Below are 19,764 nucleotides of genomic sequence, written 5' to 3'. Positions count from 1 at the left end.
CAACTCGCTATGACCGATGTCCTCAGGTCTTCCTCTCAGCCATAGCTCTTGCGGCAACTGTCATCTACTGGTTATGAATCCTGACCCTAAGAAGCCAGCTTACTGGATTTCCGCCTCTCGCAAGTTCAGTCACAAAACGATTTATTTGACGAAGCAACTCTATCAAACTTTTGAGCCAGCTCTTCTTGTTCCAGATTTTTGAAAGTTTGTTTGTCCAGGGACGGCCACAAAGCTTTTGAAGTCACCCCCGCGTTCAGCAGTACCTGAACCATTCGAGAGTTGAATGTATTGACCCAGCCAACTTCAGAGGTGTTGATATGTGTGATCAACTCCTCTCTAAACGGGCCATCCAACGGCCCCAGACGACACAGCCCCATACTGCCCATATAGTACATATAATGGTTGGATGTCCTCAGACCGACCCCCAGCATGTCCAGAAGCGGTGGAATTCCATCTGTGCCGAACAAGTAAAACTTGGAAAGAAAGGGTGCATGCTCATTGTAGGCCAGCGGGTTTTCCGCCGCGCGCAACATGTCATCGAAGTAACCGAGGAGAGTTCTTTCAGGTAATTTGTCGAGTTCGAAACTTGCGCCCCAAATGCCGTCGCGTCGCCATTTGTCCATTTCCGGCCAAGGTTCTGCTTGTTTCAGGCGAGATAGAAACATCGCGGCCAGATCTTCGTCGGATACGAGGTTTTTTCGCTTCAAATAGGATACAAAGCTGGACAGACGCGGAGGCGCCGGAAGATCAGGATTCGCCAAGAATTCTATGCCGATTTCAATATCTTTCCCAACTGGTTGTACGGCAATGTCACTGTTTGAGTGCGTAAAGTTCAAGCGCTCCCAATAGGCGGTAAACGCGGACCATTGCGCTTCGGTTGGCAAGTTGCCGGACTCGACCGAGCTCTCCAGAATCTCGTGTAAAAACCGTCGGTTTTCTTCGAACGGATCTACGATTTGCAGGTCAGTGTCCGGTAGAACGGCTTCCACATTGCCTTGCGGTGCCGCTACCATAGACTGTTTTGTAAAATCGAGACCGAGCGTTTTCGTCAGAAAATCGGGCCAACTATCCGCTCTGGAATACTTTCGCCGATTGAAATAACGTTCCTGCCGGATCCACCCCACGCCTACGTCAAGCCCGTAACCGTAGTTTGGGCCGGAAAATAGCGGCCTGCCTACCAAAGCGTATTCACCCGAAGTTTCGCGGAAAATTTCTTCATATCCGTCGGAACCAGGGCTCAGCTGATAGACGCTCAGACGCGCTGCCGAGATTGCATCCTTTTCAAGGCTGAAACCCAAATCCCTGATCGGATGGCCTCGTCGAATAGGCCCGCGAGTAATGATCAAGTCTGCCTCTCGCAGCTTTGCTGGCTTTTCTGTCAGACAGTAACCTCTTGCAATTGCAAGCGCGAGCAATTCGGTAACGGAAACTGCGTCACCCTTGCTGAGCACGTCCGGATACAGATCCAGCTGCCGATTTCCCCTCGAACCTGTGAGTCTGAGAGCAGGGCATTGGGTCTGTCGTTCGAACTGAAATGATGTGGTGTCAGAGTTCAGGTCAAGTACACGGGTCTCGGCATTCCAAGGCTGGACAAGGAATCTGTCGGCTGTCCCGGATAACAGAGCATTTACACAAAATGCTCTACAACCCTTCTCATTGCTTTGGTAGGCGATCACGTTCACACTCAGTGGTAACGTAACGCTGTTGATATCACCGCTTGTCAGTTCGTCCACATCGTCTTGGATGTTTGTGTTGATTGCAGATGCCCCAAAAAAGAGGATGGCATAGGTTGCAAGCGCTGCAATGGGAAGCGATATCCAGCTTTTGAATGGCAGAAGGCGGTTAAAGATCACCACCAATAGAGCACACAAAAATATTCCAGGCAGTGCCCAATAGGCATACGCCAAGGGGAAACCGATTACGGTTATGAGCGGTATAATTCCAAGCTCTGGAGCAATTACGGTAAGTGTCGCCAGGACACCTAAAACTGCCAAAATTATCAGAGCTAAACGTGATGACATTGAACACAAGCCTTTAAAAAATAAGTCTTTTCGGTTCCAACATCGTCCGCGAAAACGGCAAAATTTTGTTGAGGTGCAACTTTTAGCCGAGTTTTCTCAATCCGACACACGTGGCGCATCTCAGCAGCCAGATGGTCAAAGCACATACATGGCTGTGTCACCAAACTGCAAACCGTTTTCATTTGCTTAGCGTACTATCTTGCCCCCTACCGGAGCAGACCCCGCAACAGTCAAAAGTTTGCAACAGAGCCTTCGCAAAACGAGGGCGACCTTAGAGTCTTAGACGAAAAAGACTCGACTTGATAACAAGGTTTCAAGCTCGCGAGGCTTAGTTTTTTGAAGAGAGGTCGCTCCTCGTTTAGTTTGACTTGATGTAAATCGATTACTATCTTTCCCTTAAAGGGGAAGAATTAATGGCAACTGCTTACGAGTCTCTCACAGTCAATGAGGCCGCGCTCTTAGCGGGAGTCTCAGCTCGTCGTATCGAGAAGAGCGTGGAAGAAGGTATTGTTCCGAAGAGAAAGATGAGGCTATCTCTTCGCCGCAATGAAGCTGCGCATGTCCCAATTCACACAGTGGCGTATGCTGCTACATTGATGAGAATTCGTGGAGTTCGAATGGAAACATCTGCGAAGAAGCGTATTTGGAGGTTCCTTAGACACACTCACGACGAGGATCTTGGAGTTGTGCATCTCTCAACTGGACTTTCTTTGACACTCAATGATGTTGCAGGCACAGAGTGGATTAAAGCTCTTCGCTATCTTCGCGCGAGAGAGGAGCATCTTTCGTCAGATCCAGAAGTGTTGGGTGGCGAGCCTGTCATCGCGGGAACCAGGATCACCTGCAGGTCGGTCCTCGGTCGCGTGTCAGGTGGGGAAACACTCGAAGAGTTGGTCGAGGATTATCCTGAAATCCCTCGCGAAGCATTCGAAGCAGCAGAAATCTATGCGAGAACACATCCTCCACGTGGAAGACCCGAGTCTGGTAAGCCATGGCGTAACGCTTGAGGCTTTAGGACTTGAGGATCTTTATTGATGAGTGCCTGTCGCCTCGAACTGCAAATGAATTGATGGAAGAGGATGGGCACTACATTGTCCATCCTCGAAACATGGGCGGCCTCGGTGATCCCGATCATCGAGTTCTTGAGAGGTGCATTGAAGAAAATCTTGTGATCGTTACAGAAAATGCACGTGATTTTCGCGCTTTAGCGGCCCGCGCAGATATTCATCCAGGCATGATCATCTTGCCCTGTGTCGATCGGCATACAGCAAAGCAACTCATTCGCACTGCCGTGGCTCACCTCGAGGGCATGGGAGATCCAGATGATGTCATGGTGAATCGAGTGCTCGAAATTGATGAGCAGGGGCAGATTGTGATCTACGACCTGCCGGAAGCGTAAACCAGCCTAATGTTGTAACCAAATAGAAATGTCGCTGGTTTTGCAAAGCAGAAATGTCACCACAGTGCGCAGCGGGAACAAGGCTTACGCGCCCGGAGGCGGTCGCAGATCATTTTCAAATCATGATCTGAGACCGCCGTGATGTCGCGCTTGCGGGGAAGCCAGCGCCTGACCCTGCGGTTGGTGTTCTCGACTGTTCCTTTCTGCCACGGAGAGGATGGGTCGCAGAACCAGGTCTGCGTCCCGATCTCGGCTTAAAGGTGCGGCCAGCTGACGAATTCGGTACCGCGGTCGAAGGTGATCGATTTGCGCGCCAGGTAGGGCAGGTCGCGGACGGCTTTCATGATCTTGCCCATCACGGGCTTCGTGCGCTTGTTCGGGTTCTTCAGCAGCACCGTGAACCGGCTGACGCGCTCGACCAGAGACGTCACATTCGACTGGCCAAGCGTCTGTTTGAACAGCATCAAATCGCCTTCCCAGTGACCGAACTGACGCCTGTGTGCGACATCATCCGGGCGAAACTGGATGCTGACATCACGGTCGAACCTGGGGGCCTGGCGCTTTCTGGCGCGGCGCGGCCGACGATACATTCTGTGCTCGGGCAAATACCACCAGAGCTCGTCGGCCATACCTTCGCTGGAATAGATGTAGCGGTAGATTGTTTCCTGACAGACACGCAGTTTGGCGCCTTCATAGATCATCCGATTGCCGATCTGCTCAGGCGTCCATCCGTTCTTCAACCGCTCGACGACACGCTTTCGCAGCTCAGGATGGCGGATCAGTTTACGTTGCCGGGCGCGCCGGTCCGCGGCTTTCCGGTGCGCAGACGCGCCGTAATAGCCATCGCATTTTGGCAGACAAGGATCCGAGAAAAAGTTTCTTTTGATCTCTCGATGGATGGTGGCTTTCGAGCGTTTCAGCACACGTGCCATCTCTCGAACAGGGACTTTCGCGTGCCTCCAGCGTTCAATTCTACGCCGTTCTTCGATGCTCAGTTGCGAATACACTGCGCCCATGCCATGATCTCCTCATTAGATAACCTATTGGTTTCTAATAGGAGTCGCACTTGGAAGTAGCGCGCACCGGCTACACGACTGAAGACGCAGAAGCTAAATTATGTTAAAAACTATCATGAGCTGCCATTTTCAGTCAGTGAACCTCATTGCCATATGCGTCTCCAGCGATACCACATCGTACGCATTGATGAACCGCCGAGCCACCGGCGAAACGAATTTGCCATTTATGCCCCAGAAGTTGGCAAAAAACGCGTCTCACTTTGTGCACCCTGTTCCTGTTCCAATCTGCGATGGCCGTCGGCTTCTGGCTGAAGAACTCCCGATCTGCCGGCTTCGGATTGCTTGAGATTTGTGGGGTGGCACATCACACTCAATACCCCCTCTAAAATCCGGTTGGGAAAACCAGTACGTGCTAAAATAAACATGCCACCCGCAGTCTCAGCGTGACACCTTCGGGTATTGGAGTCCACAGCTTTCATGGAAACGTATCGTTTACAGTAGTAACGCCAGCCTGAGTGTCTCTGACAAACACGACCACCGTGTCTGACTTTCCTGTCCCGTCAGCCGGAATACCTAATGCCTCTATTCAAGCCAGAAACCTGATTTTTGAAGCATATTTTCAAACATCCGCAAAACTGAACGTAAATCCCGGACGATATTGAGACAACTCACGCGTTCGGGCCGCGCATACCTCATTGTCTGCCGCTCAACTTTCGGGACTTTTGATTTCTGGTCGTTTTGCTCATACATTCAAAAAGGAACGTGTTGGTTGAGCGAGATACAATGGACGCTGATACTAAACCTCAAACTGATGAACGGCAGGCCGAGATTGCGCATCTCAATGCCAAGTTGTCTACGTTGGTTGCCGAAGTATCCAGGCTCCGAGCGGAGCTATCCAAGTCTGACCCTGAACCGGGTGACATTGACAGGATGTTGCGGGCTCAGGTTGCGAAACCGAAAACCTCCGGGCGGTTCAACTGTTGCTCGGACACACAAAGGTTGACAGCACTGTCAGATATCTTGGAGTCGAACTTGAAGATGCGCTGAGCATCGCCGAGCAAATCGATATTTGAACCATGTTGGCGGGCGGCACTTGCCGTTCGCCAATCCAGACCAGACCTAAGGTCGAACCGCAGCAGCGGTTCGGTTCGAGCCCAGAGTGTCCGATGCTGCATCGCCAATGAGTGACCGCTTTCAGACAACCTAAAACGAGTCATCTGGCAATTTGACAAAATCAATCATGCCTTCCGGCGTAGTGACTGGATCACAGTGTTTGCCTCCGGAGTAAGGCATGAAATCTTTGCCAGACTCATACAAAATTCGAAGGCCCGCTAAAATTGGAGCGCGAGCGCTCTTGGGAAGGTTGTTGTAGTCAGCCGCTAAGTTGGTCCAACGAAATTTAAACCAGCCGACATTGTCTCTGCCCTGTAGTGCATTTGCCAAAAGGAGCGCAGTACAAGGCACGAAACCAGGCGTTGATCGCACGTGAGATACAAGTTCGACGACTTCGCTTGGATACCAAACATCTTTTGGGAACAGGCATGTCTCAGACGAAAGCGCGTCGTTCAGAGCTTCCAGATGCTGGTCGATATCACTTCCGTAATCGGCGGCAGCAACGCTTTTGCGCGTTGGCTCGTCCATTGTCTTGGCGACCTCACACAGTTTGGGAAGTATTTGCTCGGCTGGGCGTGTCAGCCTAGTTTCATGAGGCAGAAAGTACTCTGCCGCTTCATAGCTGTGGGAGAAGTCTTCGAGAATGTCCAAGCCGCGAAGTATTGCGGTGCGAAGATGCCGACGTGAGGCGAGTATTTTCTCTTCCGCCATTTTGGCGAAGTCTTTTGTGTCGCCGCTCCACAATCCCCTTTGAAGATCGTTGACCACGATCATTGCAACTGCGATGTCTGCCCCTTCTGAGGAATCCAAAGCTATGACCGCGAGCCGTTCATAGCACTTTGCGTCTGCCTCGTCTTCAAAGCGACACGACCTTTCCCGAACGATCCTTGGAAACTCCTGACCACCAATCTGAGCAAGCAGAACATCGTCTTGGGCTTGCAGCAACCAAATCAGGTCGAATGCAGCTTGCGCCTGTCGAAATTGAAAGTCTGGACGATCCATGTGTGAAAGCTAGTTTTCCCGAGTGACTATTTTAAGACATTGAGCGCCCGAACCACCTCAAAAAGCCGCCATTCGCTTTGCTGCCCTTGCCTGTCGGTTCGAATGCCGCGGGCGCTTACTGCACTGCAGTACTGGAGAGTGAGTGAGTGTTTCTTAAAGTAGATGCGTGAGACCTGATTGGATTAGGTGCTCTCTCACAGAGAGGTCCGGTAGCGGTTTCAACCGACCGTCCACAACCAACGGCAGGCCGTTCTTGTCTCTTTCGACATTGCCTTTTATCATTTGGTCCAACTTCAGTTTAGGAAACACTGAACTATCGAAAAAGATACATAGCATCTTCTCAATATTCTGAACCGACGATTTTACGGCGCCCTGAAGGTCGTCTATTTGGATTTGTGCGCTCTCTACCACCTTCATATCTTCACTAAGCTGCCTAAAGCAAAGTGTCACAGGTCCGTCCATTGGACCGGCAACAAAAACAGAAGAGTAGTGCGTAACTTCAGTCCTGATAGCTAGGATGAGAGAGTGGCCGGAAAAATCGAACTGGTCAGGTATGAACCCGTTTTGCTTACAATCACCGTCTTCAATATGTTTCTTTAGTGAACGAAAATCACTTGGTCGTTGCGGGTGCAGTTTTGGGCCAATGCACCTCGCGCATAGCTCTCCAGCACCATAAATTGTGCTACAGATTGCCTCGCAAGTACTCGCAATTCGCATTGTGTAAATTGGGTCGAAGCAAATTACTTCCGGGTTTTCTTCATACCGCCACGTATCTTGCGAAATGTGTGCGGACACAAGACTAGTAAGATCACTTGACAAGATTTGGGCATTTGCGAGCTTCGAAGCTATGAACGTCATGCTGTCATGACTGATGTTTCCCACAGAAAAGATGCGCGAAAAAGAAAGTAGTCGCTCAAATGTGGTGGCCATGTATGGACCCTGTCACTTTGCAATAAAATCAACACCAAATTAGAGGCCAACACTGATTTCAGTGCTGTTCTTCACATCCTTCTCTTAAACAAATTATCCCGACTATGCCACTGATCAGGACGCCGGGTGTCACTTGAGCTGCAACCGCTGCGAACGTCAGCAAAGTCCGGATATTGTTGAAAAACTCCCATTTTGCCGAAAAACAACGAAAAACTCGCCCGTAGAAAGCTGATTGGAAAATTTAGCCAAGGGGTCGGCCAAAACATCGGTGTGCCCATGTAAGCGGTGCTCTTGGCCTGTAAAGCGCAAACAGAATCGACTTTTCTATTGCATCGGAATTTGGCAAAAAATCGAGAGCAAGAAAATTTCGAGTTTTTCAACACAATCTCCGCACTGCCGCCGTTGAACACGTCGGGACGGCACATATGCCCTACCGAAACTGTCGGATGACCGCTGTGAGCCCATACTGTGAATTTGAATTTCTCGCTGCGTGCGCTCGCAGTGCGACGAATGCCGCAGATGCACATGGTTTCCCGCCGCCTCGCGGCGGTCAAAGGCCATTGGGCGAAGGTTCAGCGAAGTTTGATCAAGCAAGGATCAAGTCGCGCAATTTCCAGACCTACGCTTCAACAGCTTTAACGTCTGTTTTCTTTTGGGTTGCCACATTTGAACTGGTCTGAACTACAGATCGACAATACTCCTTAAGTCTTGGTAATAATTCGATCAAAGGCGCCCACTCTCGGGAGGGAAAAACGAATGGCGCACCGCTTCTATTGGCGCGCCAGGACCTGACTTGGAAGTTCTCCGAAAAGCGTTCGAAATTGTGCGGAAAAACGACCAAGTTCCCAAAACCCAAATTTTGTTGCGACTTCGGTAACATTGGTTTCTGCCCTATTTGTTCGCGCTAAGTGGCGCTTGACCTGAGTCAGCCGCCAGTTTCGCGCATATGCGGCGGGGGAGATGTCCAGTACCGACTGAAACGCGCGATGCAGGCTGCGCCCCGAAAGACCCATTTCGGAGCAAATTTCCTCCAGACCGACGGGGCGATGCGGGTGTTGCCGGATGTATTCCTGTGCCTGCCTGACAATCTGCTGGGGGTTTCTGAATGCGATCCGGCGAAGCTGTTCTATGCCGGCGGAACTTTCAAAGTTTAGCAGGAACGCGTCGATGATTTCCTGCCGGACAGAGGCGGACAATGCGCCAGAGGAAAACGGGCAACGCGAATCCATCAACGCCAGTTCAATTGCCCGTCCGATGTTCAGAAGTCTGTATCTTGCGTCAGGGGATCCTCGATACATTTTTCCCGAGCACCAGAAACTCCGCGGCAATCGAATTTCCAAGAAACCAGCCCGTTCCTGAAGGTAATCCAATTCGGCTGATATCGTCAGATATCCAGAACGACCCGTGTACCTTGATGCATGTTCGGTTGCAGGAGGAAAGACACCGACATCGCCTGTTCGAATGGCGGTCGACCATTGGCGCGACGGGCCGGTTGCCCCCAGCAACACCCCCAGTACAGGCTGGCTCTGTGATAACGGGCCGTTGATGGCAAGCGAACCGTCGATCCGCCCGATCGTTAATCCCGACCCATCCAGATCTGCAAAGGTCAACTTTCCCGACACTGTCCCCTTGGCAAGTTGCGTGGGTTCGACCGATGCGCCTTTGACACCCTCCTGCAAGGCTTCGATACCGGTTACCGGCAAAATCCGAACCGTCTCGGTCGTTGTATTCGCAGCGCTTTCAGCCATAGCCCCACCTCAGGCGGATCGCGATCCCGTCGATCAGGCAAGAATCGCATATTGCAATTCGCGTCATCATTCTATCATCGCATCATTTTCGCGTACGAGGTACGATTATGTCACGAATTTGGGGCTGCCGTGTTTTCATCTGCTTTCTTCTGACCACGACTTCCGCCGGGCTTGTTTCGGCGCAAGATCACACTCCGCATAAGGAAAGCGTGAAGGAAGTTTTGGGGGCCGAAGAATTCTCTCCCTATGCGGGACGCAATTTCCCAACGCGGCCCATGTGGGGCGATACGCATCTGCACACCGTCGTCTCGGTTGATGCCGGAACCATGACTCGACTGACGCAGGAGGATGCGTTTAGCTTTGCGCGCGGCGAAGAAGTTACGACAACCCATGGCCTGCGCGCCAAGCTTTCACGCCCGCTGGACTTCGTCGTAATCGCTGATCACGCTGAGATGTACGGGCTGATGCCGCAACTTCTGAAAGGGGATTGGGCCATACTGGCAACCGAGACAGGAAAGCGCTGGTACGATGCGCTGACCAGTGGTGATGACCAAATGGCCTTTGATACCGCAATGGAAATCGTCGGCACGTTGTCCGATGACGAACCGCCAATTGAAAGCGGTTCAGCGGTAAAGAACGCCTGGAGGGAATACACCGCTTTGGCGGACCGCTACAACGAACCGGGCCGCTTCTCGGCTTTGATCGGGTATGAATACACCACCAACGGCGGCAACAACCTGCATCGCAATGTGATCTTTCGCGGCGATGCTTTTGAGGCCAACCAGACGCTGCCGTTCTCGCAATATGACAGCAAAAATCCCGAAGACCTGTGGCGTCATCTGGCCGGGTTTGAAGAACGCACCGGCGGCGACGTCATTGCCATTCCGCATAACGGCAATCTCAGCAACGGGCGCATGTTCGACGTCGAAAGCTTTGATGGAGGTCCACTGACCGAAGAAATCGTCCGTCTGCGCAATCGGTTCGAACGCCTCTATGAGGTGACCCAGATCAAGGGCACAGGCGAAGCGCACCCAATGCTGTCCCCGGACGATGCCTTCGCAGATCAGGACATCTGGGATCGGTCCAATCTGGATGGGACGGAACTCAAACAGCCGGACATGCTCCAGTATGAATACACGCGCGAGGCGCTGAAGAACGGCATGAAACTGGAGGCTGAGTTCGGCGTGAACCCCTTCAAATTCGGTCAGATCGGCAGCACCGATGCCCATAACGGTCTGACCGCGGTCGAAGAGAACAACTTCTTCGGCAAGCACTCGGGCGTTGAGCCGGAACCGCATCGCTGGAAGCACGTGGTTATCGAAGCGACGGATCCGGAATTGACCATTCTTGGCTGGCAGCAAGCGGCAGGCGGTTATGCAGCCGTCTGGGCAGTTGAAAACACCCGTGAAGCCATATTCGATGCGATGAAGCGGCGTGAAGTCTACGGGACAACAGGCTCGCGCATGTTGGTTAGGTTCTTTGGCGGTTATAATTTCGCTGAAGAAGACACGCTCAGCCGCCTTCCAGCGGATATCGGCTATGCCAAGGGCGTACCGATGGGAGGGGATCTTGCACAACCTCGGGAGGGCGAAACACCGTCCTTTCTGGTGGCTGCCCTGCGCGATCCCCTCTCGGGCAATCTGGACCGAATTCAGATCATCAAGGGTTGGATCGACGCAGACGGAAATGGACAGGAAAAAATCTATGATGTGGCTTGGTCGGGTGACCGGGAACCGGACGAAAACGGCGTTGTCGGCGATGTCGGCAGTACGGTCGATGTGGCAAACGCAACCTGGACGAACACTATCGGCGCACCGGAGTTGATTGGCGTCTGGGCCGACCCCGACTTTGATCCCTCCGAACGTGCCTTCTACTATGCCCGGGTCATTGAGATACCGACGCCACGCTGGACAGCTTACGAGGCGAAACGCTTCGGTATCGAGATGCCGCCGGAAGTGCCGATGATTACGATCGAACGCGCCTATACGGCCCCGATCTGGTTCACGCCGGGGTAATTTTGATCGGGCGAATTCGCTGCGGCCTTCCCGGCTTGGAGTTGTCTCCGGGTTTTTGGGCGGCATTGCGATTGATACCCTCTTTCCAGAAAAAGCAATTTGCCACGAAACGAGACATTCAAATTCACCGCAGCATTGGTCAATAAACGCGCTCGCCCTCCTCGGTTAACTGCCGGTCGGGATCCTCTGTGACCAAACCTCTTTCTTGCAGGGCTGTCAGAGCTATTCTGCTACCGCCGCCCCACGCAATGTCCTGGCTACCGGGGTTTTTGATTTCGCGCATCATTGCGATTTCATACGGAGTGGGCTCAGGGTCGTCGCCGACCTGAGCCTGAAAAACATCATTAGTGACGATTGGTCTCTGATATTCAGAATAGGCGGCGATCATGATGTCGAGCACCTCGTCTGACTCGCATTCAAAATCGTAGGGAAGCTCGATACCGACCTGAAGTCTGTAATAGTTTCCGAAAAGTCGCGTGATTTTGATATCACCGCGCAATTTGTACTTAGCTGTCATTTTTCAAATCCTTGACGACCTGCTGACCAAGCTCAGTCAATTGCGGCTCGGGGCTGCGCGTGATCAGGCTGTGGTATCGAAGCGATTCTAGACACAGCGTCATGCCCGCGCCCCAAACGACGTCTTGGCTGCCGGGTTCATGGATCTCCTTCAGGACAGATTTCTCGATAGAATTGAGATTTGCGATCAGTGCTGTGGTGTCAGTCATCGCCGTTTTCCTTGGGTTCGTGAACGCGCAACAGAGCTTTGAGAACGCTCTTTAACGTGACTCTGGAGACCGAACCGTCTGAGTGGTGAAAGTTCATCTCGGTGTTCATCAAGACCTCTTCGTCGATGTTGAGATCCCAAGCTTCATGACCAGCCATCATGACATCGAGCGGTTCTGAGGAGGCGCATTCAAACTCAACGATCTCGCCATCGACATCGATCAGAAAGTGACGGTCACGAATCCTCTGGATGACAATTTTATTCGTCATCACTCAGTTCGCTCAGATTTTGGTGAGATCGATGCGACGCCGTACGCAGAGCTGAGTACTGATCGTCATCCAAATTCGCGATCAGCTGGACCAGTGCAGCTTTCTGTGCGGATGACAGATCGTCGACATGGAGGGCAGGGAAGATTTCTGCCAAGAGGATGTAGTCATCCATGAAGGACCTCGGGCGGCCTCTATGGCAATCATTGTAGTCTGGGCCCGCACCAATCAAGCGGCCGGTGTTACGGTTTACGCCGGTCAGGGCACCTGCTTCGATCATTTCCATGATCAATGCGGTCTGATCGTTTGAGATTGGTGCGTTCATGAGAAAGAGTCCTCCGGTGGATATGGTAGGAGGGGAGGGACTCGAACCCTCGCGACTACGCTAATCTGGCGCCTAAAATGTCGGGACTTATAAGATCCAACGCCACACCTGTGCCCTCCCGAAAACGGGGTTCGTTCTGGTCAGAACGATATTCGGCTGGTGTGATTCTGTTTGATCATGCTCTCAACGTAGACACGCTCCAGAGCAAGGTCAACTCGGTTCCGGTCTCTGGTACTGGCGTGAGATCGAAAAATTAAGGTGATTGTTAAGTTATTCTACTCAATAGCTTACGTTTGTTTGTAAGCGAAACAAAAATCCTTTGCTGTTTCTTTGATCGAGTGTTGACATCCACCGCCTAGCGGGAAATTTTGACAAAAAAACAACCTAGGGCAGGTCGGATTATGAACGAGTGCATTCGTGCTTTTGGCAATGTGTTTACACGTCAGGCGTTGATCAGTGTATGTCTACTTAGTGCAGCGGCCGCAGAAGGCAGCAAGGAACAGTTTGGTATTCGAAACATCTACGAGATTGAGCTGGGGGTTCCCTATAGTGAAGCTGCGCAGAAGCTGGAATCGCAGGGCTTTGAAGTCTTGAATGGACGCTCTCGGTGCTTCGTTGAAGAGTCCCAGCCTGTACCTTGTACTGAAGTGTTGGAGGTCGCGTCGCGAACACAGCGGGGCAAGAAAGAATATTACGCTTTAAGTCGGACGGTGAAGTTTCAAAAGGACGAAGTCTCTGTCCAATTGTTTGTATCAGAGAATAGCTCTGAAGCTCCGATCTATGGGATTTCCAGAAGGGAAGAATTTGGCCGGAATGTTGCTGACTTAGAGCCAGTTGAGACCCAGATCGCGGAGCGCATTGGCGACATTTACAACATGCAGCCTTGTGCAAAGCAGAGCTACGAGTTCCATGATCGAGTTTTTATCCTCGACAGAAACTGGAACTATGTGCCTTCTGATCCAAAAGGTTGGAAAAGCTTCTGCGCCTTTCCTTGGCAACGGGGATTCGTGGATCTAACTAAGTCGGCCGAGTGGTTCGTGGAGCAACCAGAAATTGTCCACAAGTATACGTCCAAGATTTCATTTCTTTCTGATCGTTCTGGGCAGAAAATTACCAGTTTTGTCTTCGAGCTGTTTGATAATGAACTGGCGGCTCAAGCAATTGTCGCCGGGCGGTTGGAGGCACTGCAACGTGCTGCCCCAGAAAAGACCCTTTCGAAAGACTTCTAGAATAGATCCTATTTTGGCGACTTCTTACTTCCACCAAACCTGACGTGGGGCGTTCTATATGCATGCAAGGTCAGTGACTGCTTCTGAGCAAATTGAAAGTGCTTCGAAAGAACCAAAGTCCACGTCAATCGAAGATAAATCTCATGTGCTGGCCAGATTGATACTGTGTCTCACCGTGACGTACATTGCAGTTGAACTAGCGTTCAATGCTCGTCTCTTGGACGTGGTCGGCCTAACCCCAGACGAGCATTCTATTGATGCCATCGAAACATACGGAAGGTTGCTTTCTGGGCTTGCAATGTCTTTGGCCGTTTTCCCGTTGGTAATAAAGATCTCTAAGAGGTACTCGCGTTACTTCGGTGTGCTTGGCAGGAGTATTCTTGCGGGTGTTTCGGGAATTGCTTTGATTTTGATGCTTCCGGTCAGCATCGCCTGCGTTGCCTTCGCAAATTTCTTGCAAGAAGAAATCGTGACGCAGATCGAGATTGCCTCCAGTGCATCCACACGTCGCACGGCAAACCTGTTGCTTCTGATCAACGATGGCCTCAAGGACGGCGTAGTAGAATTCGATGGTTTGCACCTAACTGAATCCACTCTTGATCGGGCGGAAACAAAGGCCTTTTTGGCTCTACTTCCGGCGATGAACGTCTCGATTGATGGTATCTTCGACAAGCTATCTCCAAGCACCAGAGCGGTGATTACTTCCAAGGTGGTATCGGACCTGGAAATTTCTGAACTCTATTCCGATTACCAAACGTTATCAGAGCAGGCCCGTCAGCAATACGAAGGTTACTGGGGTTTGAACGAGAGAGCCGGCAGCTTCAACGATAAGGTCGAGCAAGCAACTGCTCAGGTCGTCAACGAGATGAGGTGGTTCCTTTCAGAGGCAGGGGTGCGGGCGGGCGAATGCGACGTTAGTCCAGTTTATGTCAGGGCAGCACGAAACATGTTGGCCGCCAAGCACCAAGTTACGCTGCCAGCTTCTTGGCAGGTTTGCGATGTCGCTGGTATTCAGAGTGTTGTCCATAACAATTTCTTGGAGCAATTCGAGACTGAAATTGAAAACGAAATGATTGCGAAGCTGGGGTTCTCTCTCCCTTTAGGACTTAGCGAACAAGCTTTCCTTGCTTCACATGAAGTCACGTCTGCGGCTGGCAAGGAAATGGGGCTGTCAGATACGTCTGACGAGTTCAGGTTTGGTTATTCGAGTGAGGAGTTTTCCCAAGCCATTGTTGAGCCGCTGGTTGAGAAAAAGATCGGTGAAAGTGTCAAACAGTATCTCACCGGAGCCGGATCATTTGAAGATGGCGGGCAGAATGACGATGTTGGATACTCAGCAATCAGGTTGACCTACGTTCCTCTGGTAGCGTTTATGTTTTCGCTAGCTGGCATTTGGCTGCATATCGTTAAGGCTTGCTACTATTCCACTATTTCAATCAAGCTGCCCAGGGTCTACGCATTCTCAGCTGCAATTTTGGCCTTGGTATGTCTAGTTTCAGCGTTTCCAGTTTGGAATAGAGCAAACCATATCAGGGATTCGGAATACTACCTATCGCTTCAAGCAGAGGGCAAAATGGAGGACAATGCCAGCTTCGTCGCGCGTATCGCAGATGTTGTCATTCAGTGGCAGCCACTTTTGTATCCAGTCGGAGAGAGCATTCGAAGCAACGATCTTTTTGAACTGGAGTTCGGAATACACAAGGAAATTTGACGCCGCATGATTTTGGTGGTGTACGAAAGGCCTAGTCAGGCAGGCTTCGAGTTTGGCGACGCTTCAGAACGTTGTTCTCCACGGCTTCTATAAGTGCCATCTCCTGATCGCGGGTGAACCGTGCCAATTTCTGGCACATAGTATCGGGATCAACCGGCAAATCCTCGCCATCGAGTTCTCGGTCTTCGAGCAGGCGCGCGACGGCACGGTGTAGGGGTAGGGCAGGATGATGCTCCAGACCCTGCTCAATGAGTTCAGCCATTAGCTCATACTCGGCATCATTCAGCACCTCGGGATACTCTGCCGCATCCAGGATCGCATGATATCTCTCAAAAACATCGGAAATTCTTGCCGATCTGTTTGCCTGAAATCCATTGCGCTCGCCGTCCTTAACCATGGCTTCACTGATGGTGATCGAGGTCTTTTTGAGTGCCATGCGTACTCCTGAAGCAAGTTTGGTGCTCTTAAATATACGGTATTACATTGTCAACAATACGGTAATACCATTTTGTAATCAAGTATGACGCTTTCTGCTTGACGGCAAGAATCGTAATAGCTAAGAAAACGGTAATACCATATCGTAAAAAGGTAATACCATGCCCAGCACCCCCATTCTCAGCGATGACTTTCTTTCAGCAATTTGGAACCATCGTGCTCACATTCAGCCTGATGGCACTTTGGGTTTTGGCCTGTCTGCATCGCTGCGTCGACAGGTTCATGTCGTCGCAATTGCGGGAGCAGATGTTCAAGTGCTCAGGGCTACGGACGAGCTGGAGCCCGGATTGCCCATTGCTGATGTCCTGTTTGAAGAGTTGGATCTGTACGCACGTGACGACGACTATGTCGTCATCGTGTCAGGTCGTACCGATAACCTGTCGCGTCATGAGGAAATGACACTGGCGGGATACATCATTGGGCAGGTATTGCTGGCCGAGGGGCAGCCTGAATTGGCCCGAGCGATCTGTGCTCAAAGCCATTACTTTGATCACGAGGCTTTCGATGAGGCTGTGTGCTGCTCAGTACGACGTAGTCGGATGCACTAATCAATAGACCATATACAAATAGCCTGAGGTTACAGCGCCTCAGGTTAATCTGTGTGCCAGCTGATTGACAATCTGGGTCCGAGATTTCTGCTTTTTCGGCACCACCTGATCAGATGAATAGAGACAATACTTACGATGCCGCCGACCGGACCCATACTCGATCCATGCGAATGGGCCCTTGAGGCGTGACTTAAGCTTGAAGCCTTTTTCTGACCACTGGGTTCTGGTCATCAGCCCCACATCTTCCGGGATCTGGTCCCACCATTTGAAGGTTTTCCCGCGGAGCGATCTGGATGGCGTCGGCGGCAGGGTAAACCCCCGTGGACCCCCGAGATCTGACATCGTTTCGTTAGTGAACTCTAGCGGAATTCAAACAAAAGGTTTTCGGTAGGCAAGCGTAAGAAAATTTGAATGTAAGCATTTATGAAGACTTTATTTTTGGAATACTTTTGATGGTTAAAAAATCGAGATCAGGATCAGAGAAAAGGAAGCTGAGTCACCGCGTTGATGTCCGCCTGGATGCAGTCACATACGGAGGGGTTCACTATCGCGCAGATGCGCTCAAGATCACTGACGCATCCGTCGTTCGGGATATCCTTATTGACGAATTTGGGTGCGTCGACCCTGACGCCCAGATGGTCAAAATGAAGCGTGGGACCAACCAGAAAATCACTCCCGAGATCAAGGAAGCCCTCAAGTTTTCAGCCGACCTGAATCGTATTGGAAACAACTACAATCAATCTGTGCGACAAATCCATTCCGCGCGGCATTCTGGCGACCTGCGGGACGACCACTTTGGTGAACTTAAATCCCAGCAGGCCGAGATCCTTGTCCTACTCAGGGACATCAAGAGGGTGATGGCAGGATCTGTCGACATCGAGGAAGACTTCTGATGATCAGTAAAAGCATCAGGGTGCCCACGAATAAGACTGGTGCTATTGCAAACTACCTCTCCTCCCAGGGAGAGAACGAAGAGGTGCGCTGGCTACGGGGATGCGAAGAAGATGTCCTTATGATGGGGGCAGTCGCAAAAATGTGCGGCCGTGCGAACAGTGTGCGTCACGTGATCAAATCGTCTCTGGAGCCGATGTCAAAGGAAGTATTGGCCGACGCGGTCGGGGAATACGTGCGCGAATTCAAAGTACCCCCTGATAGTCAGACGCAGATCTGCGTTGTTGAGCACAAGAAGAAACGCGAACCCACCCAGTACACGCACTACATGATATCCATCCCGGAAATCGACACTGAAGCTGGTGAGCCAATCTATCCCGATCAAGACGAACAGGCGGCGGGTTACGAGTATCACTGGCATATCGCCATTGCCGAGGTGGATACCGAAACCGGTCAGGTGCTGGACTCCAGCCACTCCAAAATCCGCGATGAGAAAGTCTCCAGAATTATTGAACTGAAGCATGGTCTTGAGATCACGCTCGGCCGTTTCAACAAGGAAGTCTATCAGGCTCTGGCCGAAGAACGCCCCGAGCTGGATCTGTCTCGCCTGCAAAAAGCAATGGAGGAGGCGAACGTTCGGGCAGGCTTCAAAAAAGAGGATTGGCTCGAATATCAGGCCTATTCGGCATACTCGTCGGGGGAGCACCAGGCTCTCAATCGTGCGCTGGATCAGGTCTCGGCGATCACAGGTATCGATTACAAAGAAAAAATCTCGCTCCCTAAAATCAAATCGCAGATCCGAGCCATGGCCGAGGCATCTAATAGTGCCCTGGATTTCGTCAGTGCGGTCGTGGAGGCCGGCTATGACATCCAGTATGGCCGAAAACAGGGTGTACATCGACTTTGGCTCGGTGACGTTGATGTCGGGAGTTTGGACAGGCTGGCAGGCCGCGGGATGCGGAGAGCAGAGGTCGCAGACGCTATCAATGAATACTATTCTTCAGGAGGCAAAAAATATGAAAAATCAGGTAACAAAACAGCAGAAAAAGCCGGTTTCAAGACCATATCAAAGCGCCCTTCTGGCGTCGGAAGCATCGATGTTGGAGAGCGCAGCGTTTGCGTCGGAGGCCAGTCTGGAGAAGCTGAAATCGCTCATCCTGATCTTGAATACAGCACCAGCCGAGGGAGAAGGGGACAGCATCGGATCACTCATAGAAAAGCTGTCGAAGGACATCAAGGAAGTAAAGGAACAGCAAAATCAACTGATGGAGCAAAACGATCTGATCATCAGGGCTCTCCGAAACCTAAACTAAGCGCCGCTCGTATCCGGGCGAATTTCGTTCGGGCCAGAGATCGCATTCATGCGCAGCGAGTTCATTCAAACTATGTGAACCTCAGTGATGCCAGTTCTTCAGATGGGGGCGGAGAAGTTTTTGATGCCGGTGATTTCTTTATGCTTTCCAGGTGGGCAGCTGACTATCGCCGCAAGAACAAGATCAGTGGCCCCTGACAGCGTGGCTTGAAATGATCTCTGGGTGGGTTAGGATTTCATCACGGATTTCAATGAGCTGAACATGGCTATAGGCACTCCAGCATCTCCCCACGAACGCCGGGACCAGACCCGTGCGGAGTTGGATACCCGAGTCTTGGGGCGGTGTGTACTACTGTCTCCAGAAGATGTTGCTGAGCTGCTGAGTGTGGATTCTACCGCTGTGTCCCAGCTGGAGGCAGATAGAAAAGTCTTCAGTGTCCAGACTGACCAGGGTGCTCGATACCCGAATTTTCAATTTGATGCAGACAAGCGGGTCACCCATTCCGCCATCGGCCGAATTCTTGATCTGGCTCCAGCTGATATGACCGGCCGAGGCCTGCTGCGATTTTTCATGCTGACAGACGCTGACCTGGCGGATGGATACGAAGCTGAGATCGCGATGGATCCCAGTCAGGGCTATCCGGTATCATTGGTTGGTCAGGATGATGATCGACTAGTTGATCTTTTTCGGGCCCGCCTGACGAACGCTGTCGAGGGCTGAGGCGGCCTATCGATCCAAATCCTCTGCAAGCTGGAGGTAAAAATTTCAGGGGCCCAAAAACGAGGAAACCTCGGATCTTAGATCCGAGGCTGCCTGCTGTGGCTGTAGAACTCCAGAAAATGCCGATAACTGAGGTAATAAACACCTCCGGAGCAATAAACGGGGCCAGTGCAGGCCGCCTATGAAGTTTATATACTGAGTAGAGAGCTAGGGTCAGGATTCATAACCAGTAGATGACAGTTGCCGCAAGAGCTATGGCTGAGAGGAAGACCTGAGGACATCGGTCATAGCGAGTTGC

General features: G+C 51.5%; 17 protein-coding genes and 2 pseudogenes. 10 read left to right on the top strand and 9 right to left on the bottom strand.

Annotation, left to right across the window (positions count from 1 at the left end; translation table 11 throughout):
- Positions 1–125: 125 nt before the first annotated feature.
- Positions 126–2,021: a hypothetical protein gene (locus ACR0K5_RS24475; protein WP_480632142.1), complete on the bottom strand. Its 1,896-nt coding sequence runs from the start codon at positions 2,019–2,021 to the stop codon at positions 126–128.
- 413 nt (positions 2,022–2,434) lie between these two features.
- Between ACR0K5_RS24475 and ACR0K5_RS24470 the strand changes: the two genes are divergently transcribed.
- Together ACR0K5_RS24470 and ACR0K5_RS24465 are read left to right on the top strand one after the other, a co-directional pair.
- On the top strand, positions 2,435–3,028 hold the full coding sequence (locus tag ACR0K5_RS24470) for a DUF433 domain-containing protein (RefSeq protein WP_480632141.1): 594 nt from the start codon (positions 2,435–2,437) through the stop codon (positions 3,026–3,028).
- 11 nt (positions 3,029–3,039) lie between these two features.
- Complete coding sequence (locus ACR0K5_RS24465) at positions 3,040–3,420, top strand: DUF5615 family PIN-like protein (protein WP_480632140.1); 381 nt, start codon at positions 3,040–3,042, stop codon at positions 3,418–3,420.
- Between the two features lie 56 nt (positions 3,421–3,476).
- Here the strand turns inward: ACR0K5_RS24465 and ACR0K5_RS24460 are convergent.
- Positions 3,477–4,436, bottom strand: a pseudogene (locus ACR0K5_RS24460) (IS30 family transposase).
- 950 nt (positions 4,437–5,386) lie between these two features.
- Between ACR0K5_RS24460 and ACR0K5_RS24455 the strand changes: the two are divergent.
- Positions 5,387–5,509 (top strand): annotated as a pseudogene (locus tag ACR0K5_RS24455) (integrase); the annotation flags it as partial.
- A gap of 130 nt (positions 5,510–5,639) precedes the next feature.
- Here ACR0K5_RS24455 and ACR0K5_RS24450 read toward each other — a convergent pair.
- Together ACR0K5_RS24450 and ACR0K5_RS24445 are read right to left on the bottom strand one after the other, a co-directional pair.
- A complete protein-coding gene (locus tag ACR0K5_RS24450) occupies positions 5,640–6,551 on the bottom strand; it encodes a hypothetical protein (RefSeq protein WP_480632139.1) in 912 nt (303 codons plus the stop codon).
- 1,700 nt (positions 6,552–8,251) lie between these two features.
- Positions 8,252–9,229 carry a helix-turn-helix transcriptional regulator gene (locus tag ACR0K5_RS24445; RefSeq protein ID WP_480632138.1) on the bottom strand — a complete coding sequence of 326 codons (978 nt, stop codon included), beginning with the start codon at positions 9,227–9,229 and terminating at the stop codon, positions 8,252–8,254.
- Positions 9,230–9,336: 107 nt separating this feature from the next.
- Between ACR0K5_RS24445 and ACR0K5_RS24440 the strand changes: the two genes are divergently transcribed.
- On the top strand, positions 9,337–11,244 hold the full coding sequence (locus ACR0K5_RS24440) for a DUF3604 domain-containing protein (protein WP_480632137.1): 1,908 nt from the start codon (positions 9,337–9,339) through the stop codon (positions 11,242–11,244).
- A gap of 139 nt (positions 11,245–11,383) precedes the next feature.
- Here ACR0K5_RS24440 and ACR0K5_RS24435 read toward each other — a convergent pair whose 3' ends face one another.
- Genes ACR0K5_RS24435 through ACR0K5_RS24420 form a run of 4 tightly spaced genes read right to left on the bottom strand, consistent with a single transcriptional unit; the run spans position 11,384 to position 12,559 of the window.
- Complete coding sequence (locus ACR0K5_RS24435; protein WP_480632136.1) at positions 11,384–11,761, bottom strand: hypothetical protein; 378 nt, start codon at positions 11,759–11,761, stop codon at positions 11,384–11,386.
- Positions 11,751–11,969: a hypothetical protein gene (locus tag ACR0K5_RS24430; protein WP_480632135.1), complete on the bottom strand. Its 219-nt coding sequence runs from the start codon at positions 11,967–11,969 to the stop codon at positions 11,751–11,753. The genes ACR0K5_RS24435 and ACR0K5_RS24430 overlap by 11 nt, the downstream gene beginning before the upstream one ends.
- The gene (locus tag ACR0K5_RS24425; protein ID WP_480632134.1) at positions 11,962–12,237 is read right to left on the bottom strand and encodes a hypothetical protein; all 276 of its coding nucleotides are present in this window, start codon (positions 12,235–12,237) and stop codon (positions 11,962–11,964) included. Before ACR0K5_RS24425 ends, ACR0K5_RS24430 begins: the two co-directional genes overlap by 8 nt.
- On the bottom strand, positions 12,227–12,559 hold the full coding sequence (locus ACR0K5_RS24420) for a hypothetical protein (protein WP_480632133.1): 333 nt from the start codon (positions 12,557–12,559) through the stop codon (positions 12,227–12,229). The genes ACR0K5_RS24425 and ACR0K5_RS24420 overlap by 11 nt, the downstream gene beginning before the upstream one ends.
- Before the next feature lie 401 nt (positions 12,560–12,960).
- Here ACR0K5_RS24420 and ACR0K5_RS24415 point away from each other — a divergent pair, with 401 nt between their 5' ends.
- Both ACR0K5_RS24415 and ACR0K5_RS24410 read left to right on the top strand, forming a co-directional pair.
- Positions 12,961–13,788, top strand: a complete 828-nt coding sequence (locus tag ACR0K5_RS24415; protein WP_480632132.1) for a hypothetical protein — start codon at positions 12,961–12,963, stop codon at positions 13,786–13,788.
- 58 nt (positions 13,789–13,846) lie between these two features.
- On the top strand, positions 13,847–15,499 hold the full coding sequence (locus tag ACR0K5_RS24410; RefSeq protein ID WP_480632131.1) for a hypothetical protein: 1,653 nt from the start codon (positions 13,847–13,849) through the stop codon (positions 15,497–15,499).
- A gap of 31 nt (positions 15,500–15,530) precedes the next feature.
- On the opposite strand, the gene ACR0K5_RS24405 is transcribed toward ACR0K5_RS24410, so the two are convergent.
- Positions 15,531–15,935, bottom strand: coding sequence for a hypothetical protein (locus ACR0K5_RS24405; RefSeq protein WP_480632130.1), 405 nt, complete (start codon positions 15,933–15,935; stop codon positions 15,531–15,533).
- A 160-nt stretch (positions 15,936–16,095) separates the two neighbouring features.
- Here ACR0K5_RS24405 and ACR0K5_RS24400 point away from each other — a divergent pair, with 160 nt between their 5' ends.
- The 4 genes from ACR0K5_RS24400 to ACR0K5_RS24385 all read left to right on the top strand — a co-directional run bounded on the left by ACR0K5_RS24400 (position 16,096) and on the right by ACR0K5_RS24385 (position 19,466).
- The gene (locus tag ACR0K5_RS24400; protein ID WP_480632129.1) at positions 16,096–16,542 is read left to right on the top strand and encodes a hypothetical protein; all 447 of its coding nucleotides are present in this window, start codon (positions 16,096–16,098) and stop codon (positions 16,540–16,542) included.
- A gap of 452 nt (positions 16,543–16,994) precedes the next feature.
- The gene (locus ACR0K5_RS24395) at positions 16,995–17,435 is read left to right on the top strand and encodes a hypothetical protein (RefSeq protein ID WP_480632128.1); all 441 of its coding nucleotides are present in this window, start codon (positions 16,995–16,997) and stop codon (positions 17,433–17,435) included.
- On the top strand, positions 17,435–18,943 hold the full coding sequence (locus ACR0K5_RS24390; RefSeq protein ID WP_480632127.1) for a hypothetical protein: 1,509 nt from the start codon (positions 17,435–17,437) through the stop codon (positions 18,941–18,943). Before ACR0K5_RS24395 ends, ACR0K5_RS24390 begins: the two co-directional genes overlap by 1 nt.
- 373 nt (positions 18,944–19,316) lie before the next feature.
- Positions 19,317–19,466, top strand: a complete 150-nt coding sequence (locus ACR0K5_RS24385) for a hypothetical protein (RefSeq protein WP_480632126.1) — start codon at positions 19,317–19,319, stop codon at positions 19,464–19,466.
- Positions 19,467–19,764 lie beyond the last annotated feature (298 nt).

The organism is Ruegeria sp. AB9, assembly GCF_056542585.1.
Note: the sequence above shows the minus strand (reverse complement) of the source record. Positions and strands in the feature narration are given on the sequence as shown.

Coding starts and splice junctions, on each gene's coding strand:
- ACR0K5_RS24475 (WP_480632142.1), bottom strand. CDS start 2,021: ATGTCATCACGTTTAGCTCTGATAATTTTGGCAGTTTTAGGTGTCCTG.
- ACR0K5_RS24470 (WP_480632141.1), top strand. CDS start 2,435: ATGGCAACTGCTTACGAGTCTCTCACAGTCAATGAGGCCGCGCTCTTA.
- ACR0K5_RS24450 (WP_480632139.1), bottom strand. CDS start 6,551: ATGGATCGTCCAGACTTTCAATTTCGACAGGCGCAAGCTGCATTCGAC.
- ACR0K5_RS24445 (WP_480632138.1), bottom strand. CDS start 9,229: ATGGCTGAAAGCGCTGCGAATACAACGACCGAGACGGTTCGGATTTTG.
- ACR0K5_RS24440 (WP_480632137.1), top strand. CDS start 9,337: ATGTCACGAATTTGGGGCTGCCGTGTTTTCATCTGCTTTCTTCTGACC.
- ACR0K5_RS24435 (WP_480632136.1), bottom strand. CDS start 11,761: ATGACAGCTAAGTACAAATTGCGCGGTGATATCAAAATCACGCGACTT.
- ACR0K5_RS24430 (WP_480632135.1), bottom strand. CDS start 11,969: ATGACTGACACCACAGCACTGATCGCAAATCTCAATTCTATCGAGAAA.
- ACR0K5_RS24425 (WP_480632134.1), bottom strand. CDS start 12,237: ATGACGAATAAAATTGTCATCCAGAGGATTCGTGACCGTCACTTTCTG.
- ACR0K5_RS24420 (WP_480632133.1), bottom strand. CDS start 12,559: ATGAACGCACCAATCTCAAACGATCAGACCGCATTGATCATGGAAATG.
- ACR0K5_RS24415 (WP_480632132.1), top strand. CDS start 12,961: ATGAACGAGTGCATTCGTGCTTTTGGCAATGTGTTTACACGTCAGGCG.
- ACR0K5_RS24410 (WP_480632131.1), top strand. CDS start 13,847: ATGCATGCAAGGTCAGTGACTGCTTCTGAGCAAATTGAAAGTGCTTCG.
- ACR0K5_RS24405 (WP_480632130.1), bottom strand. CDS start 15,935: ATGGCACTCAAAAAGACCTCGATCACCATCAGTGAAGCCATGGTTAAG.
- ACR0K5_RS24400 (WP_480632129.1), top strand. CDS start 16,096: ATGCCCAGCACCCCCATTCTCAGCGATGACTTTCTTTCAGCAATTTGG.
- ACR0K5_RS24395 (WP_480632128.1), top strand. CDS start 16,995: ATGGTTAAAAAATCGAGATCAGGATCAGAGAAAAGGAAGCTGAGTCAC.
- ACR0K5_RS24390 (WP_480632127.1), top strand. CDS start 17,435: ATGATCAGTAAAAGCATCAGGGTGCCCACGAATAAGACTGGTGCTATT.
- ACR0K5_RS24385 (WP_480632126.1), top strand. CDS start 19,317: ATGCTGACAGACGCTGACCTGGCGGATGGATACGAAGCTGAGATCGCG.